The organism is Pseudomonas sp. SMN11 (assembly GCF_052041945.1).
Classification (GTDB): domain Bacteria; phylum Pseudomonadota; class Gammaproteobacteria; order Pseudomonadales; family Pseudomonadaceae; genus Aquipseudomonas.
Genome location: NZ_JBKGGW010000009.1, coordinates 42,482 through 60,149 on the forward strand (window position 1 = coordinate 42,482; position 17,668 = coordinate 60,149).

At 60.2% G+C, this 17,668-nt stretch carries 14 protein-coding genes; 5 read left to right on the forward strand and 9 right to left on the reverse strand.

Annotation, left to right across the window (positions count from 1 at the left end; genetic code table 11):
• Positions 1-131 precede the first annotated feature (131 nt).
• Positions 132-1,154 (reverse strand): zinc-dependent alcohol dehydrogenase family protein, encoded by a 1,023-nt coding sequence (locus ACLEJU_RS10885; protein ID WP_435422281.1) that lies wholly within the window; start codon positions 1,152-1,154, stop codon positions 132-134.
• Between the two features lie 206 nt (positions 1,155-1,360).
• On the opposite strand from ACLEJU_RS10885, the gene ACLEJU_RS10890 reads away from it, so the two are divergent.
• Positions 1,361-2,275 carry a LysR family transcriptional regulator gene (locus ACLEJU_RS10890; RefSeq protein ID WP_435422280.1) on the forward strand — a complete coding sequence of 305 codons (915 nt, stop codon included), beginning with the start codon at positions 1,361-1,363 and terminating at the stop codon, positions 2,273-2,275.
• A 125-nt stretch (positions 2,276-2,400) separates the two neighbouring features.
• Here the strand turns inward: ACLEJU_RS10890 and ACLEJU_RS10895 are convergent, their stop codons facing one another.
• Positions 2,401-3,600, reverse strand: a complete 1,200-nt coding sequence (locus ACLEJU_RS10895) for a helix-turn-helix domain-containing protein (RefSeq protein ID WP_085663851.1) — start codon at positions 3,598-3,600, stop codon at positions 2,401-2,403.
• Between the two features lie 293 nt (positions 3,601-3,893).
• Between ACLEJU_RS10895 and ACLEJU_RS10900 the strand changes: the two genes are divergently transcribed.
• Complete coding sequence (locus ACLEJU_RS10900; RefSeq protein WP_435422279.1) at positions 3,894-4,763, forward strand: phytanoyl-CoA dioxygenase family protein; 870 nt, start codon at positions 3,894-3,896, stop codon at positions 4,761-4,763.
• A 116-nt stretch (positions 4,764-4,879) separates the two neighbouring features.
• Here the strand turns inward: ACLEJU_RS10900 and ACLEJU_RS10905 are convergent, their stop codons facing one another.
• From ACLEJU_RS10905 to ACLEJU_RS10935, 7 genes are all read right to left on the reverse strand, one after another.
• Positions 4,880-5,842 (reverse strand): WD40/YVTN/BNR-like repeat-containing protein, encoded by a 963-nt coding sequence (locus tag ACLEJU_RS10905; RefSeq protein ID WP_435422278.1) that lies wholly within the window; start codon positions 5,840-5,842, stop codon positions 4,880-4,882.
• 10 nt (positions 5,843-5,852) lie between these two features.
• Complete coding sequence (locus tag ACLEJU_RS10910) at positions 5,853-8,267, reverse strand: efflux RND transporter permease subunit (RefSeq protein WP_435422277.1); 2,415 nt, start codon at positions 8,265-8,267, stop codon at positions 5,853-5,855.
• Between the two features lie 8 nt (positions 8,268-8,275).
• On the reverse strand, positions 8,276-9,922 hold the full coding sequence (locus ACLEJU_RS10915) for a DUF1302 domain-containing protein (RefSeq protein ID WP_435422276.1): 1,647 nt from the start codon (positions 9,920-9,922) through the stop codon (positions 8,276-8,278).
• 24 nt (positions 9,923-9,946) lie between these two features.
• Positions 9,947-11,335, reverse strand: coding sequence for a DUF1329 domain-containing protein (locus ACLEJU_RS10920; RefSeq protein WP_371858537.1), 1,389 nt, complete (start codon positions 11,333-11,335; stop codon positions 9,947-9,949).
• 505 nt (positions 11,336-11,840) lie between these two features.
• Positions 11,841-12,488, reverse strand: coding sequence for a hypothetical protein (locus ACLEJU_RS10925; protein WP_139833475.1), 648 nt, complete (start codon positions 12,486-12,488; stop codon positions 11,841-11,843).
• A 177-nt stretch (positions 12,489-12,665) separates the two neighbouring features.
• The gene (locus ACLEJU_RS10930; RefSeq protein WP_054905267.1) at positions 12,666-12,881 is read right to left on the reverse strand and encodes a hypothetical protein; all 216 of its coding nucleotides are present in this window, start codon (positions 12,879-12,881) and stop codon (positions 12,666-12,668) included.
• 71 nt (positions 12,882-12,952) lie between these two features.
• Positions 12,953-13,840 carry a phytanoyl-CoA dioxygenase family protein gene (locus ACLEJU_RS10935; RefSeq protein ID WP_435422275.1) on the reverse strand — a complete coding sequence of 296 codons (888 nt, stop codon included), beginning with the start codon at positions 13,838-13,840 and terminating at the stop codon, positions 12,953-12,955.
• A 389-nt stretch (positions 13,841-14,229) separates the two neighbouring features.
• Between ACLEJU_RS10935 and ACLEJU_RS10940 the strand changes: the two genes are divergently transcribed.
• The 3 genes from ACLEJU_RS10940 (at position 14,230) to ACLEJU_RS10950 (ending at position 17,509) form a co-directional block, all read left to right on the forward strand.
• The gene (locus tag ACLEJU_RS10940; protein ID WP_085663858.1) at positions 14,230-14,808 is read left to right on the forward strand and encodes a TetR/AcrR family transcriptional regulator; all 579 of its coding nucleotides are present in this window, start codon (positions 14,230-14,232) and stop codon (positions 14,806-14,808) included.
• A gap of 302 nt (positions 14,809-15,110) precedes the next feature.
• A complete protein-coding gene (locus ACLEJU_RS10945; protein WP_085663859.1) occupies positions 15,111-16,637 on the forward strand; it encodes a flavin-containing monooxygenase in 1,527 nt (508 codons plus the stop codon).
• On the forward strand, positions 16,634-17,509 hold the full coding sequence (locus tag ACLEJU_RS10950; protein WP_435422274.1) for an alpha/beta fold hydrolase: 876 nt from the start codon (positions 16,634-16,636) through the stop codon (positions 17,507-17,509). The genes ACLEJU_RS10945 and ACLEJU_RS10950 overlap by 4 nt, the downstream gene beginning before the upstream one ends.
• The last annotated feature ends 159 nt before the right edge of the window (positions 17,510-17,668 follow it).

The window sequence follows — 17,668 nt, forward strand, 5'->3', positions numbered from 1 at the left end:
GCTTAAAGAGATGAACCATTGCTTTTAGGTAACATTCAATTACAAAGCCCGCAACTTCAACCTATTCAAGATAGACGCTCAACATGCAAAAAACCGGGCATCAGCCCGGTTTCTCGTTGCCAAACATGCTGTCAGGCCGACGCCATGTCCAGCACCACCCGCCCACCACAGGGGCATTCGTCCATATAGCGATGAGCCTCGACCACCTCAGAGAACGGATACACCTTGATGATCTGCGGCGTCAGCAACTGATCGGCGGTGAACTGGTTGATATCGCGCAAGGCCCGTTGCAGCGCCACCTGGTCCTGGCTGATGCCCAGTTCCGGCTTGCCGGTGAAGTTGCCGATGCAGTGCACGTAGAACTGGATGTTCTTCTGAAACGCCGCGCAGGCCGGGAACGGCGTCTGGTTGCCTCCCTGCAGGCCATACAGCACCAGGCTGCCACGTGGCGCCAGCACATCGCCGAGCAGCGACATCTGTGGGCCGCCCATGCCATCGAGGACCATGTCCACGCCGCGGCCATCGGTATACTTGCCTACCTGCATGAGCAGGTCCTGCTCTTCGGTGACGATCACTTTGTCGGCACCCAGGGCCAGCAGGTATTCACGCTGCTCGGGCTCCTTGGTGGCGGCGAACACCTTGAGGCCGAGCGCCTTGCCCAGTTGCACGAAGGCTGGCCCGGCACAATGGCTGGCATCGGTGACCAGCGCGGTCTGCCCGGCCTTGGCCCGTGCCAGGTCGACGTAGGCGAAATAGGCGATCAGCAGCGGCGTGTAGTGCACGCTGGCCTCGATCGGCGTGAGAAGGTCCGGGTAGCGGGTGATGGCGGTGCGCGGCAGGACGATGACGTCGCCATACACCGGGTGATCGTTGGCACTGGTGGCCGGGAAACTGGCAACCCGGTCGCCCACCGCAATGTCATCGACGCCTTCGCCGACCGCCGTCACCACACCGGCCATCTCGTGGCCGATCCCCGCGGGCAGACGGGCCTGGGATGGCGCCAGGTTCTGCCGCCAGAGCACGTCATACCAGCTCACGCCGATCGCCTCGACGCGGATCTGCACCTCGCCGACGGCAGGTGACGGTTCGGCCTGCTCCTCGCAACGGAGCACATCGGCAGCGCCGAACTTGTGGAAACGGATCATGCGGGACATCGCATACCTCGCCTGTGTGAATCTCGTATTACCACGGACTTTATCCGGGCTTTTACCGTTAGACCATCAGTGGCTATTAATAGTCGACATGCCTGTCATCGATTGGGCACCTGACTTTCCTGTGCATTGGCCCCCGGAAATCCGTGCAGGGTAACAGCCTTTGGCCTTAAGATTCACCCCTGCTCCACTTCAGGCGAAGCGCACCGATGAATCGAAACGACCTGCGTCGCGTAGACCTCAACCTGTTGATCGTGTTCGAAACCCTCATGCATGAGCGTAGCGTGACCCGTGCCGCCGAGAAGCTGTTCCTCGGCCAGCCGGCGATCAGCGCGGCCCTGTCGCGCCTGCGCAACCTGTTCGACGACCCGCTGTTCGTGCGTACCGGCCGCAGCATGGAGCCGTCGGCACGCGCCCATGAAATCTTTGCCCTGCTGTCGCCGGCACTGGATTCGATCTCCACCGCGGTCAGCCGTGCCGCCGAGTTCGACCCGGCGACCAGCAACGCGGTGTTCCGCATTGGCCTGTCGGACGACGCCGAGTTCGCCCTGCTGCCACAGCTGCTCAAGCGCATCCGCGCCGAAGCCCCCGGCATCGTCCTGGTGGTGCGCCGGGTCAACTACCTGCTGATGCCGACCCTGCTGGCCTCGGGTGAGATTTCCGTTGGCGTCAGCTACACGAGCGAACTGCCGGCCAACGCCAAGCGCAAGATACTGCGACGCAGCAAGCCCAAGCTGCTGCGCGCCGACAGCGTGCCAGGCAGCATCACCCTCGACGACTTTTGTGCGCGGCCCCATGCGCTGGTGTCGTTTGCCGGTGACCTGTCGGGCTTCATCGATGAGGCACTGGAAGAGATCGGCCGCAAGCGCCATGTGGTGCTGGCCGTACCGCAGTTCAACGGCTTGGGGAGCTTGCTGGCGGGCACCGATATCGTCGCCACGGTCCCGGACTACACGGCTGATGCGTTGACTGCAGCCGGTGGGCTGCGCGCTGAAGACCTGCCAATGGCGGTGCGCACGTTCGAGCTGCACATGGCTTGGCGCGGGGCGCAGGACAATGATCCGGCGGAGCGGTGGTTGAGATCGAGGATACAAATGTTCTTCGGCAGCGACGAAAAGATGTAAGAACTACAACGTGGGCGCATTCGAGCGGAGCCAGTTGACGCAAGCTCATGGCAAATCACTAGGTATTTAACTGCTCGAATTCTGGTTCCTGGCCCGCAGCCCTGACTCTGAACGTGCTTTGACAACTATTTCTCGTCGTCTGCAAAAGGGGTATTCCAGATCACCAGCTCGAGTGCGGCAGCGATCTGGATGCGATGGTCGCCAAACGGAATAGGCAGCAAGTCCTGGGCGCGCTCCAGCCGGCGCAGCAAGGTATTGCGATGGGTACCCAGCACCTCGGCGGTCTGGGTGATGTTGCAGCCATTAGCCAGGAAGGCGTGCAACGAATGCTGAAGAACCGTGGGCTCGGTCGCCAAGCGCCCCAGCGTGCTCAAGACGAACTGCCTGGCCGCGCGGGCATCCTGGGTCATCAGCGACACCATTCTCACCTGGTCAATCGTGGCAACGGCGGGTGAACCCGCCAAACGGCCCATCAACCGCTGGGTGGTCAAGGCTTCCAGGTGCGAGCGCCGGAAGCCATTCATCCCCGCGCCCGCCGAACCGATTGCCGCGCGTATCTTCGGAAATTGCCGGGCGACGTCCTGCAGCAGGTTCAGGTCCAGCGGCTTTACCGCATTGCTCCAGGCCCACAGGGTCGCAGGGCCCGCGAACACAATCAGCGGCGCTACCGTGCCCGTGAGCTGCGCCAGGGCACGCGCCATGTCTTCCAGGGGGCGAATCTCGGCGTCCGGGGTTTCGCTCCAGACGAGGCAGGCATGGTGTCTCTGCGCCAGGCTGTAGCCCAGTCGCCTGCCGAACTGCTCGGCGTCCACATCCCTGCCATCGAGCAGCCGGCTGACCAGGCTGCGTTTATCGACAGGATCGTCATGGGCCTGGGCGCTCTTTTCTTCAAGGATGATCTGCGTCACCACACGCATGTTGCTGTCGATGAATTCCGAGATCGACCGCGACGAGACCTCCAGGAATTCCTCGAGCACCACGGGATCCTGCGTCAGGCTGAAGGCCATCTTCATCCACAGGTCCCAGGCTGCGTTCTGTGTCGACCGTGCAACATTCATCAGCAGTTCGGACAACCCCCTGCGGGCGAGCTCCCTGGCCGTGTCCACCATGTCAGCGGAGACGTAGGGCTCCACCGGCTCTCCAGGACGCTGCAGGTTGGCATTGGCCCAGTGCAGCAACTCTGCCCGGTTGGCGCGCCGGCACGCTGCGAGGATAACCGGGTCCTCCAGCAACTTGGCATCCTCGGGTGAAGAGAACAGTGACTGATTCAGGCGCTCGATCCACTCGGGTGGCAGCGCCTGAGCAAGTTCGGCGCCTTTGCGCATGAGCTCGCGAACGGCTTCCGAGGGGCGTGGCCAGGGCAATGGCGTGCTGGTCATGGGCAGTGCAAATCACTCAAAAATCGTCTGGAAAGTGGTGCAGTTCGTACCTTGGCGCAAGGTCAGTGGAAACCTAGCATGAACGCACTGCCTGAACAAAAAATACAAGGAGGCACCGTGACGCTCCATGTCCTTTTTTTGGGTTTAGCGCAGTGGCAAGCGGGCCTGTTTCCTGATGCCCCTCGATTGAGCGTCGACCCGCTTCCGCCAACCGTTCCTTTCAATCTGGAGTGTTCTCAATGTCAGCCGCTCGCAACTCCATGCCAAGCCTGCCCGTGGTAACCCGCTCGACTTCCGCGCAAGAGATTGCGCTGCTGAACGACCAGGCAGGTGCGGTCATCATCCGCAACTTCATGACCCCAGAACAAGTCGTACGGATCAACAACGAACTCGACGCCCCCCTGGCCGCGCTCGATGCCGGCTCCAGGCACGAGCACGAGCTGATCGCCGAGTTCCATGGCCATCAGACCAAACGGCTTACCAACCTCGTCACCCACAGCAAGACCTTTCGCGAGGAAATCCTAGATGACGACCTCTTTCACGAACTGGGGAACGTGCTCTACGCCCCGGAGTGCGGTGACTGGTGGCTGACCACGGCCCAGTTGATCGAGATCGGCCCAGGCAACAAAGCGCAAATGCTGCACCGTGACATGATGCAGTACCATCCGTTCGTGGCCATGAACAAACATGCGCCACGCGCCATCACCAACCTGATGCTGGCGCTGACCGATTTCACCGAGGAAAACGGCGCCACGCGTTTGATTCCGGGGAGCCAGGACTGGGATGACTTCGACGATGTCGGAACCCCAGAGATGACGATTCCAGCCCTGCTAAAAGCTGGGGATGCCGTGCTGTTCGGCGGCAAGGTCGTTCACGGTGGCGGGGCCAACGTGACCGCCGACCATTACCGTCGCGGTCTGACCATCCCGATGCAGGCTTCGATCATCACGCCTGAAGAAGCCTACCCGTTGATCGTGCCGCTCGAGCTGGTGCGCACGCTTTCTCCACGGGTTCAGAAGATCCTCGGTTTCCGCTCCCAATACCCCAATGGCAGCCCTGGCCTCTGGCAGCATAACTACGCAGACCTGGCGGATTACCTTCAGCTCTAGCGTCCAGCGTTGACTTGGCTGGGCCTGAAGGTGCCACGACCACCCAAACGCCCAGGCAAGGAAACAGGCAAGGCATCGGTTTGCGATGCCTGGCCTCTGAGCGAGTGGCCGGCCCTTCACTCCTGGTAGGGCATTACCCCACGGCGTGAAAACAAGACAGGTACACCCTCGGCGTTGAACAACGCCGCCGTCAGTGAAAGGCCATCAGCGGTCTGCGCTTCCTGAAAACTGTGCCCGCCATCGCTGCTCTGCACGCTCAGCCCATCCAGCCCGACCGCCAACACACGAGAGCCCGCTACCGCTACGCTAGTGAAAGAGCCCTTGCTTTGCGTTGGCACTCGGCGAAAGCCCTTGCCGTCCGCTGAACCCTGCAACAGGGTGCCGCGCTGGCCACCCAGTAGCAGACGCCCATCGGCCAGTACCGCGCCAGACCACAGGGTGCCTTCGTAGCCGGTATCCAGGTAATGCCAGTTCTTCCCCTGGTCTTCGGAATGCAGCACCCGCCCATGCTCGGCGGTGGCGTACAGCGTGCCGCGGCTGTCGGTAAACAACCCCATCAGGTTGAGGTCGGCCCGTTTGGCCTCGGGCGGCGCTTGCACCGCCTGCTCAGCCCACGTCAGCCCCCCATCCTCGGTCGTCAGCACCAACGACCAGAGGCCTACCGCAACACCCTGCCGGGTATTGAAGAAGTGCACCGCGAACAGTGGCCGGTCTTCTTCGGTGACCAGTCGCTGGACCTGCCAGGACTCCCCGCCATCGGTGGTGGCCAGGATCGCGCCCCAGTGGCCAACCGCCCAGCCGCGTTTGGCATCCACGAAAGACACGCCCGTCAATGGCGTGGACAACGGTACCGACCTCGCCTGGCGCCACTGCATGCCTTGATCGTCGGATAACAGCACGACACCGTGGTCGCCCACGGCCACCATGCGCGCCCCCGCCCAACCGGCGGCCAGCATGGTGGCCTGCGTGGCATGGCTCACCTGTACGGCCGGTACGGCCTGCAACGGCGCGGCCTGAATAGACATCAGCGGCACTGCTGCTGCGAGCAAGGCTGCGGTGAATGAAACCCTGAACTTCATGCTTCTCTCCTCAGTGCACCAGCGCGCCGATCATGCGCACGGGGCGCTTACGTGGGAATACCCGCTCCAGCCACACGGCGAAGGCCGGCAGCACGGTCATGGCCATGACCATGTTGACGATGAACATGAAGGCCAGCAGCTTGCCCATGTCGGCCTGGAACTTGAGTTCCGAGAAGGCCCAGGTGGCCACGCCCACGGCCAGGGTGATGGCGGTGAAAATAGTGGCGACACCCACTTCGAGCAGCGCGTATTCCACGGCCTTGGTAATCGACTGCCCATGAGCCAGGTGCAGTTGCAGACGGTTGTAGATGTAGAAGGCGTAATCGACGCCAATGCCCACCGCCAGCACCATCACCGGCAAGGTGGCGATGGTCAGTCCGATCTGCAGCTCCTTCATGAACCAGTAGCCAATGAAGGTGCCGATGGTCAGCGGCAGGCAACACACCAGGACTGCCCGCAAGTCGCGATACACCACGAACACCAGCAATGCGATGGCGGCATAGACGTAAAGCAGCATGGGTGTTTCGCTTTTTTCCACTTCTTCGTTGATGGCTGCCAGCACCCCGGCGTTGCCCGAAGCGAGGCGCACCGAGATGCCTGGCAGGGGGTACTCGCTGCGGAATGCCTTGGCGGCATCCACTACCCGGTTGATCGTGGTGGCTTTGTGATCGGCCAGGTACAGGTGCACTGCGGACATGCTGCAGTCGGTGCGCATCAGCCCGGGCGTGCGCGCAACCTCGGTAGCCAGGGCGGCGTAGTTCATCGGGTCAATGGGCACCGCTGCCATTTTCGGGTTGCCTTCGTTGTAGCCCTCATTGAACTGGCGCATGTTGCTGGAGAACGACGCTACCGACAGGACACCGGGCACCCCCTGCATAGCCCACACGAAGCGATCCTGGTACTGGCCTAGGGCAACATCCTCGCAGGCCACCTGGCTGTCTTCGCCAGAGGGCTCCTTGTTGATTTCGAACACCACGCTGAGCCAGTCCAGGCCAATGTCGTAGTTACCGGCGATGGAGACCGCATCACGATTGAAGCGGGCGTCCTCGCGCAATTCCGGCGCGCCCGCCTGCAGCGTGCCAACGACACGGTCATGGCTTTGCCAGATCGCCACCAGGAATACCACCAAGGCAACGCCAAGCACCCATTGTGCCCTGCGCGGCTCGGCGAGCCGGGCCATGCCACGCAGCCAGCGGGTCCGGCGCTGCCGGGAGGCTTCCTGGGCAGCGGCGTACTTGTCATCGACACGCAGTAACGACGCCATCAACGGCAACATCACCAGGTTGGTGATGATCTTGTAGGCCACGCCAAGCGAGGCCGTGATCGCCAGCTCCCGCACCATCGGGATCGGGATCAACAGCAGCGTCACGAAGGAAACCAGCGCGGTCACCAGCGCCAGCGTCCCGGGGATCAGCAACCCCGTGAAGCTCGAACGCGCCGCCGCTTCGGCGCTCTTGCCGATGGCGATCTCGCGGACGATGAAGTTGATTTGTTGCACGCCATGGGACACCCCGATGGCGAATACCAGGAAGGGCACCAGCACCGCCAACGGGTCGAGCCCGTACCCCAACAGGCGCAGGCTACCGAACTGCCACACCAGAGAGGCCAATGAACAGACCAGCGCCAGCAGCGTGAAGCGCAGCGAGTGGCAATACCAGTACACCGCCCCCGCCGTCAGCAGCAACGCCAGCAGACAGAACTCCAGCACGGCTGAAGCCCCGTCAGCAATATCACCGATCTGCTTGGCGAAACCGATGATCTGGATTTCGAAATCGCCATCCTCGAATTGCTGGCGGATCTCTTTCTCCAGCCTGTGGTTGAACGCCACATAGTCAAGGTGCGCGCCATTGGTGTCGTATTCGTTGAGTTCCACCGTGATCATCGCACTGCTCTGATCCCGGGAAACCAGCGTGCCGATGAAACCACCCTGGGCGGTGGAGCTGGCGATCGTCGCGATGACCTGGTCATCCAGGTGCTCGGGCGAAACCGTTCCTGGTACCAGTGGGTCAGCGCGAAAACCTTCTTCGGTGATTTCGTTGACGAAGGCATTGGGCGTCCACAACGAACGCACGCTGCTGCGGGAAACCCCCGGGAGGAAGGTCACCGCCTGGGTGACGTCATACAGCCGTTTCAGGCCCGGGGCGCTCCAGATATCGCCCTGTCGGGCCTTGACCACGATGGTCAGCCGGTTCGCTCCCAGCAGGTCGTTGCGGTAGGCCTCGAATGTCTTGATGTATTCGTGGCCTACCGGCAATTGCTTTTCGAAGCCTGCATCCATACGCAGTTGCACGGCGAACCAGCCCATGATCAGCGTGAACACCGCCAGGGTCGCCAGCACCAGACGACGATGCCCGAACAACACACCCTCGACACGTGACAGCAGGCCAGGTGCCGGAGCTTCGGATAACTTTACAGAACCGTTCACGGCGGGCCTCACAAGGTGCGGGAAATCGCAACGCCGACATAGTCGCGGTCACGATAAAGCTGGTCGTAGGGCGTGTCGCCGCCCATGAACTTTGCGTAGTTGAGGGAGATCTGCCAACTGGCCGGGTTTCGCACGAAGTTCAGATACAGGTTCATGCTGCTCGCGTCCTCGGTGAAGGTCGCACTCAGGTTCGGCGTCCTGCCCCCTAGCGAGCGCGAATAGAATACACCTGCCGTGACCTGCCAGCCCGGCAGCAAGGTGCCGTCATAGGTCAGGCTGAAGTCCAGGTTGATGCCAGAGGACGTCTTGTCGCCACGGGGCTTGGGCGCTGTCACAGGGTCCAACTGCCAGGTATTGAGCCCCGCAGCGAGTGGCTCGCCATTGACCTCGTCATGCAGCCCTGGGTATTTGATGACCACAAGCTCGGACAACAAGGTGCCCGTGCTGGCTCCGGTGAAGTCGAGCAGCGTCGGGGAGTTGGAAGGCGTGAAGCTGTACAGGCCGGTGAGGTGCCACTGGAACTTCTTTTCGTCCTTCCAGCATTTGCCGCCATTGCTGGAGCACAGGTCGATGACCGGGTTGAGCATGACCGAGTCCTTCGGCCGGTACGAAAGCTCCGTACCGACGGCCCAGTCACCGATCGGCATGTTGGCACTGATGCCATACATCATTCGGTCTTCCTGGTATTCCCAGGTGGGGGCAGCGGCGAAGGTGTCCGGGTCAAGAATGGCGACGCGCAATGACGGCAACTTGTCGTGATAACGCATCACGTAGAAGCCGTAGTTTATGTCGCTGTCCTCCGGTTGCCAGCGCAGCGAAAGGCCCCACTGGCCGCTGTCGCGGGCGTCCTTCTCGGAGAACCCGTAGTCCCCCCTGCCCTCGCCCAGCGCGTTGTTGGTGGACCAGTAGCTGCCCACCGGCGGCAACTCGCTCTTGTTCCAGCGGAACTGATAGTAGGCCTCGACGTTAACACCCGAGCCAAGGCCCGAAGCGACACTGAGCATCGGCGCGGGCAGCACGGCCTCCTTGAGCTGCACGCCGGGGCGCGCCAAGGCCTGGTAGTCGTAGGCGTTGGTGTTGTTGATGCCACCGGCCACGAACAGGCTTTCGCCCCAGTTGATCACCTGGTTGCCCAGGCGCGCACGGACCCGCTGCCCGCCCATGTCGAAGCCTTTGCTCACCCACAGGTCCAGCAGGCGAGCCTTGAAGGCGAGGTCGTCGCGGGCGTCGTCACTCAGCCCGTTGCTGCCGACGCTCTCTGGGGTGTTGAACGACAGCGTGCCGGTGGTATCGGTGGCAGCGAAGTCGCGGATCCAGGTCCCGCGCGCCATGAAGGTGAATTCCTCGGGCATCTTCAGCAACAGCTCATGGGTACCCTTGAGGTAGTTGGTGAACATGTCGCCGCGGTCGTAGTTCAGGTCGCCCTGGTCCGCCACGCCGGAACTCTGCGCCAGGCAGCCGGAGGGCACGTTGTGCCCGGTCGGCCCCTGGTTGATCAGGTTGCAGGCCCGTGACTCGGTACGCAGGCCCATGCCTGCGGTGATCGTGGAGTCGAAGGAGCCATTGAGGGTTTCGGTTTCAAATGTGAACCCCATTGCCAGTGGGGTTGCGCACACGATGACAAGGCCTGATGCTTTCGTAATTATTTTTTTCATGTGGGCTCTCGATCTGGCGTCGGTTTAGCGCTCGCTGATGGCTCGCAGGTTGTCGGAGGTGAAGAAGTCGCGTTTCAGGCGAGGGTTGCCACTGTCTTCGGTGAGCCAGCGAATATCGTTCTTGCCCGCGCCGATCGAGGTCATGTCGAACAGGTAACGATGATCGGCGAGGTTGTACTGGACCTGGGCCTGCACGTCGCACGCGCCGATCTCGTAGACGGGGATCGAGAACCCTTCACGCACCTTCCAGATCTGCCCTTGCTTGTCATAGTCAACGGCCAGCAACGGGTTCCAGCTGTCCTCGTCGATGTAGAACAGGCGCTTGGGTGCCTGGTGGCGCATGCCCTGGCGAACATTGGCCTCGACGACCCAGACACGATGCAGTTCGTAGCGGCGCGACTGTGGCGCGATGGAATCGTCGCCAGCGAAGCTTTCCACCTTGGCTGCGGTGTCATAGGCGCCAAAGGCGTTGTACGGCACCAGCAGCTCCTGCTTGCCGATCAGTTTCCAATCGAAGCGGTCCATGGCTCCGAAGAACACGTTCGCCTCATCGACGGTGTACTGGTTGTCCAGCCCGATCTGCGGAGCGTCGTAGGAATACGATGGCATGCGCCTCACCCGACGCTGGCCGGGGAAATAGTAGAAGGTGCTGGCCTGCTCGCCTGCTACAGTCGTCTGCACACCAGCCTGGCCGGCCAGCGCCGCTGGCTCCCGGTAACTGGAGAACGTGGCGTTTTCCAAGCGGCCAATGGACGAAAAAAGTGCACTGCCTTTCTTTCCCCAGGGCGTAAAGAAAAAGGTGTCTGACGACTGGCGTAACCACTCCCCGCCCTTGCGCGGTGAAATGCCTGAAATGCTTTTGGGAATTTCGACACCAAGGCCGCGATAGCGCATCTTCATGTTCCACATCACCTCTGCGCCGGTACTGGGCAGAGGGAACGGGATGCCTGGCACATGGGCGTCCTCGAGGGCAACCCCTGTGGAGTCGAGCTTGGCGAAGCCAATGTTCTGCCGCGTGTTATCCGCCACGAAGTCCGGTACGCCACAGGTGCGGCGGGTCGGGTAGACGTCCATGCGATAGCCCGGAATCTTCTTGAACAGTTCGAGCTGGCCGGGGGACAGCTTGCTCGTATACTGCGTCACGCTGTTCGAGTCGATGCTGTAGAGGGGTTTGTCATCCTTGAACTTCCAGTGGTCCCCCCGCACCTGGCCATAGCTCCAGCCCCCCCCTTGCGGCCCCGGAGCAGTCCAGGCCGGAATATCCCCGCTTGAACTAGCGGCCACCTCACCGCCCAGTGGCGTCAGCTTCGAACCCAGCTCCCCCGCCCCCTGGGGTGCGGCCTGTACCGAGCACATCGCGGTCGATACCGCGAGGGTAACCAGCAGATGCCTGAAAATACAGCGGGCGGACATGTCGTCTTTCTGCCCTGTAGATACTTCTTTCATTGGAGGCTCCTCGAACAAAGGGCCTGGACCGGCTACCCGACCATCCACACGGAAATGGGCACCTATCGCAAGCTGATCATTTGACATGATCAATTGACCATGTCAAATGATCAGAAAGCAATCCATATGCCAGAAGTCTCGTGGAATGATTAAGTTAGATAAATCAGGTGTTTAGTCGACAGTGGCGATCTATGTTCATCAGATGCCTGCACCTTAATGGGAAGTAAAGAAACATGTGTTACCAGGGCATGCCCAACCATGATGCATTGCTAGTTATACTTACCCATCGCAAGCTGCCGTTTACATTGAGCAAGCCTTAAATATTTCCATTGAAAACCCAATCATGGAAATGAATCAATTACCCATAAAAAAACCGCCCCTGGAGGCGGTAAAGAAGCGGGCCTATGGCCCGACATGGAGTTACTTCGAATCAAGAAATTGCCGGCATAACGGCGCACCTGCGCCGCTCAATTCAACGAGCATTGAGTAACGCCTCAACTGGGGCACTTCTAGAACGCTGAAGTGCACCATAGGCATAGAACGATTGCACAATCGAGTACGACCAAGTCAAGAAAGCAAAGGTCATGAATACCATCTTTGAGTCGTCACCCGGAATCGGAAAGAAGTCATACCGGAATGCTATCGTTAGCCCCGCCACACCGCCCAAGGTGGTAGCCAGCGCATGCAGAAGCTCTCTGGCACAAACCAGTCGCCAAATGAAATAGGCCAAGTATGCTGTGTACGCCAGCCACATCACCATATAAAAATAAGGCAGGAACTGCTTGAATGAACTCGACATGAAGTAAATGGCTGCAACCGTAAAGCCAGCCAGGAACAACACAATGTCATTCACCGGGGACGGTTTGTAATCGTGCGTTACCGCCATCAAGCCAAGCGTTGCAATAACAGGAATTCCAACGCCCCGGGAAAAAGCATCGAGGAATATGGCAACGTTATAATTTTCCAGCCAGCCCGTAACGAGGAAGATCGCGAAATTCGTCGCGGATATCCCGACAATCAAAAACTCTCCGCCGAGCAGATAATTTCTTCGCCCGAGGAATGCCGCCCCATAATACAGACCACAGATGATTAGCAATATACATGAGCCCAGGATACTCACTTCTATCAGTTCCACGAGAACAGCCTCTCTCAATCTGAGGATCGACATCACACTGCACGTCGAAATCGGCAGCCAATCGGACGACTATTGCAAACCCGATCAGCGGGGAAATACGGGCTGAATTATTTGACCTGCACCGGTAACTAAAGTTATACGAGCAGGTCAGCATGGCCGTGATTAGTCGACCAGAGACCTCAGGTCGCTGTCGATTTTATTCAGCGTTTCCTGAGAAATAAACCCGCCAGAATATTTCGCCGCCGTCACTAAGGCAAAGCCACGGGCCATGCCAATTTGTGGGTGTTTACCGATACCGGGCAGGTGCTTTTCAAGGATCTGGCTCGTAGTGCTGTTATCCAGCAGCTCGCCAACTTTCGAGTCGATTGAGAACGCCATGGTGTCATCTCCTTGGTTGCGCCCAAAAGGGCAGAAATTCAATACGCAGCAGGCTGTGCAAACTCAGGGGCTCAGAAGCCTTTTCCCGCCTCGGAAAACGCAGGCATGCCCAAGAGCTCTTGTGGGTCTCGCATCTGGCCATCAATTTCCACCCAGCCCAGCAGCGTGGAGCTCACACTCCAGCCCAGCAGGCGTTGCATTTCTGCGGGGAGCTGGCGAACCCGTTCAATGGGAATGGAAAGGAAGTGATTTTCTTCGAGGCGCAGGATGGCCAAGTCGTAGGCCATGGTCAGACCAGTACGAGGAGACGCTGTGGTATTGGCGCCACCGCCGTGATAGACCGACCCCAGCCACAACAGCGCAGAGCCTGCTTTCATCTCGGCGGCGACGGTTTCTTCCTGGGTCGGCCCGCGCTCGTCATCCCATTGATGACTGCCTGGAATAACGCGCGTGGCACCGTTCTCTTCGGTGAAGTCCGAGATGGCCAGCATGATCTGCAGGCGGGCCTCGCGCCCGAACTGGGGATGTCGCCACAGCGAGGTGGCATCGTCGCGGTGCAGGGGCTGGAGGCCTTGGCCCGGGCCGATCTGAATGGCCTGGGTAATGCTGAGTTGAATGTCAGGTGCCATCTCGATGCGGTCGCTGCCCACCCAGACATGGGTCGGTGTCTGCAAGATCTGCCTGGCCGCGCCGATGAACAACGGGTTTAGTGCCACCTCCACCGCTGTATCGCTTCGCCCGATGATACGACCGATACGACGGGTCTGCATGCCTGCGAAATAGGGGTCTTCTCCGCAGGGCGTGACATTCAAGTAGGTGTCCAGCTCTTCGGTGAGGCACTTGAGCGTCTCTGGCGAGACGAAATTAGCAATGATGACCCCGCCGTCACGCCGAATGATTTCCACCACTTGTTCCACCGACGCATCACTGCTGACCGTCGAGAGTTTTTGTGTATCCATCTGCCTTCTACCTGTCCGGTTTTTCATTGTTCTATCCAGCGAGCCCAGGCAACCGCCTCGTCCCACCGGCGCAACCACCACAGCAACCTTTTATGCCGCTGCCGAAGCCCGTAATGATCTGCTCGGCATTGCCATGATTATTGAATATAGTCATTTGATCAAGTCATTTGATCTGGTTTTTTTTACAACCTCGCCACTGCCCCGGCCTCGGTGAGGTACGGCAGTCAGCATCTGCCTCTGGGCAATGGCCACATACCGACGGCAAGACCGCAGACGGAAAGGGTTGCATCGACTCATCTCATGGATTGGGCCATGACTTTGCGATAGCATTCGTCACCGCCGACGCCGGACCCGGCGGTTGGCGCAAGGCCAAAAGGGGAGAACGCTGAATGGCTCGGATAGGCGCGGAAGAACGCAGACAGGATTTCATTGAAGCGACCATCAAGGTGATCGCAGAACACGGCATAGCCAACGCCACGACGCGGCGCATTGCTGCAGCGGCAGATTCGCCGCTGGCCTCGCTGCATTATGTTTTTCACACCAAGGAAGACTTGTTCTATGCGGTCTACGAGTCCTTGATCAACATGCCGCAGCAATCGCTGCAGGCTCCGGCGAACGCTCTCCCCGCCGAATCGGTAGGGGAAATGCTGCGCCAGTTGGTCAAGTGGTTCATCGCACACCCCGAACGGGCCATAACCCAGTTCGAGCTGTTCTTCTGGAACCTGCGCAATGACCCGGAAATGGCAGCGAAGATCTATACCGTTTCCATCGAAGCCACCCGACAGGCCATCCAGAAGGCGACCGGCGATGCGCTGGATCAGGCCGCACTCACCACAGTCAGTCGGCTGCTCATCAACCTTTTCGATGGTTTGCTTCTCTCCTGGACCGCCCACGGCAACCTCGAACGCCTGGAGGCTGAGACAGAAACGGCTTGCCAGGCGGTTAAGCTGCTGGTGGCCAGCTACTGAGACGTCATTCAGATTGCCGTGGTCCGGTGTGACACGGCAATCCGGTATCCATAGGGTCTGACAGACAAACGGACTGTCGCCTCTTCCCACCCAAACCCACATACCGCCCTGTCATAACGACGCCAAAACCTGGAGTCGTCCGACGCGTAATAACCCCTACCCCAATCCCACCAGGTTCAAATCGTCCCAAAAAAATAGCTTCTCGGTGCATTTTGCACCTTGCCCCAGGTAATCTGTCGCCTCATCATGGTCAAATGATCAAGTCAAAAGATCAGTCCTAAAAAACAATAATGGGAAGCCCTATGTCCTCGCACACTGCTCTTCCGGTTGAGCCACTCGATATATTGATCATGGGAGCCGGTGTGTCTGGCATCGGCGCGGCGGCCTATTTGCGACGCCATCAGCCTCACAAGACCTTCACGATTCTCGAGTCTCGTGAGCGAATGGGCGGCACCTGGGACCTGTTCCGCTATCCCGGCATCCGCTCGGACTCCGACCTGTACACCTTCGGCTTCGACTTCAAGCCCTGGACCAAGGCGAAATCCCTGGCGGACGCCGCAGACATTCTCGAGTACCTGCGTGAAGCGATCGACGAGCATGAGCTGGAGTCCTTGATCCAGTACAAGCAGAAAGTCATCTCGGCGAACTGGCAAACGGACAAGGGCTTGTGGGCGGTGCGGGTGGAGGACGGTCACCTGGGGCAGGCCCGCACAATCGAATGTCGCTGGCTGTTCAGCGCGGGCGGCTATTACAGGTACGACCAAGGATTCAGCCCCCGCTTCGAGGGAGCCGAACAGTTCAAGGGGCAGATCGTTCATCCGCAACACTGGCCAGAGAACCTGGATTACACGGGCAAACGTGTCGTAGTGATCGGCAGCGGCGCGACGGCAGTGACCCTGATTCCGGCGATGGCGGACAAAGTCGCCAGCATCACCATGCTGCAGCGTACGCCCTCCTACATCATCAACCAACCAGCCAATGATGCGATTGCGGCGTTTCTGCGCAAGGTCCTGCCCGAGCAAACCGCTTACTCTCTGACACGCTACAAGAACGCCAGGATCACCCTGGCCTTCTGGGCCTTCTGCCAGCGCTTCCCCAAGCTTTCCCGCAAACTGCTGCTGTGGCTGACGCGCAAGGAGCTGCCGAAAGGCTACCCGGTCGACGTCCATTTCAATCCGCCCTACAACCCTTGGGACCAGCGCTTGTGCACGGTACCTGAAGGCGATCTGTTCAAGGCGATCAGCGCGGGTAAGGCCGACATCGTCACCGACCATATCGAGCGGTTCACCGAATCCGGCCTGTTGCTGAAATCCGGCAAGGCGTTGGAAGCTGACATCGTAATTACCGCCACGGGGCTGAATGTGCAGATGTTCGGGGGGATCAGTCTGTACAAGGACGATAAGCCAGTGGTGCTGAGCGACACTCTCGCCTACAAAGGAACTATGCTATCCGGTGTACCCAACTTCGCGTTCGCGGTGGGCTACACCAACTCCTCCTGGACCCTGAAAGTGTGCCTGCTGTGCGATCACTTCTGTCGCCTGCTGGGTTTCATGGACAACCACGGCTACAACGTTTGCGAACCCCGGGCGCCAGACGGGATCCAGACCCGCCCTCTGCTGGATTTCGGTGCCGGTTATGTGCAACGCGCCTTGGACAGCATTCCGCGCCAAGGGCCAAGCGAGCCCTGGGTGATGTCGATGGACTACTTCCGCGATACCAAACTCCTGCGCCGCGGCGCTGTGGCTGACAAGTGCCTGGCGTTCTCCTCCGTACCCAGCACGCCCCTGCGCGCGAACGTCGAGCTGCAACAACAGGGTAGCCGAGGATGAGCCCCGATCGCTTCTGCGAACTGCCTGGCGAGCGCCCCCTTTGCTATCGCAGCCACGGGTCCGAAACAGCGCCAGCGGTGATGCTCATCGTCGGCCTGGGGCTGCAATTGACCTACTGGCCGCAACCGATCATCGCCGGCCTGGTCGAGCGGGGGTTTCGGGTCATCACGCTGGACAACCGCGACTCGGGCCGGTCGTTCTTCACCGACGTAGTGCCTCCCACGGCCATGCAGCAGCTCTTGCGCAAGCGCACCCCCGGCTATGACCTGGGTGACATGGCCAACGACGTGATCGGGCTCATGAACGGCCTGAACCTGGCAACGGCGCACGTAGTGGGCATGTCGATGGGCGGCATGATCGCCCAGACCCTCGCTGCCCGTTACCCCGAGCGTATCAGGACGCTCACCTCGATCTTCTCGACCACCGGATCGCTGCGCGTCGGCCAGCCGGCGTTGAAATCCATTCGGCAGCTGCTGCGCCGCCCGCCGCGCAGCGAGCAGGAAAGCGTTCGCGACTACCTGGACATCATGCGCCTGATCGGCTCGACCCTGGAGTGGAATGAGCCCGCCTTCCGTGACTATGCCCTGTTGGCCTGGGAGCGAGGCGGTGGCGAGGCCAGCAACATCTGCACGGCCAGGCAGATCGGCGCGATCATCAATTCCGGCGACCGCACCCAGGAACTGCAACGGATTCGTTGCCGCACCCTGGTCATCCATGGCGATGAAGATCTCATGGTCGCGCCCAGCGGCGGGTACGCCACAGCCGCAGCTATCCGTGGTTCCAGCCTGGTGCTGCTGCCCGGGATGGGGCACGACTTCCCGCCTTGCCTGTCCGGCACGCTGCTGTCCCTGCTGGCAGGACACATGCTGTAGCGCGATCACCCTTTCAGGGGCGTGCAGCTTGGCCGCCCCTCTTTTTCCCCCCGAAGGAGGCCTTTGACCACAGCTTCAAGCAAAACCCACAACAACAAAATGCTGGCTTGTGCGAATTGCCAGGCCACACATCACCCGCTCGAGCTGTTATCCACGGCC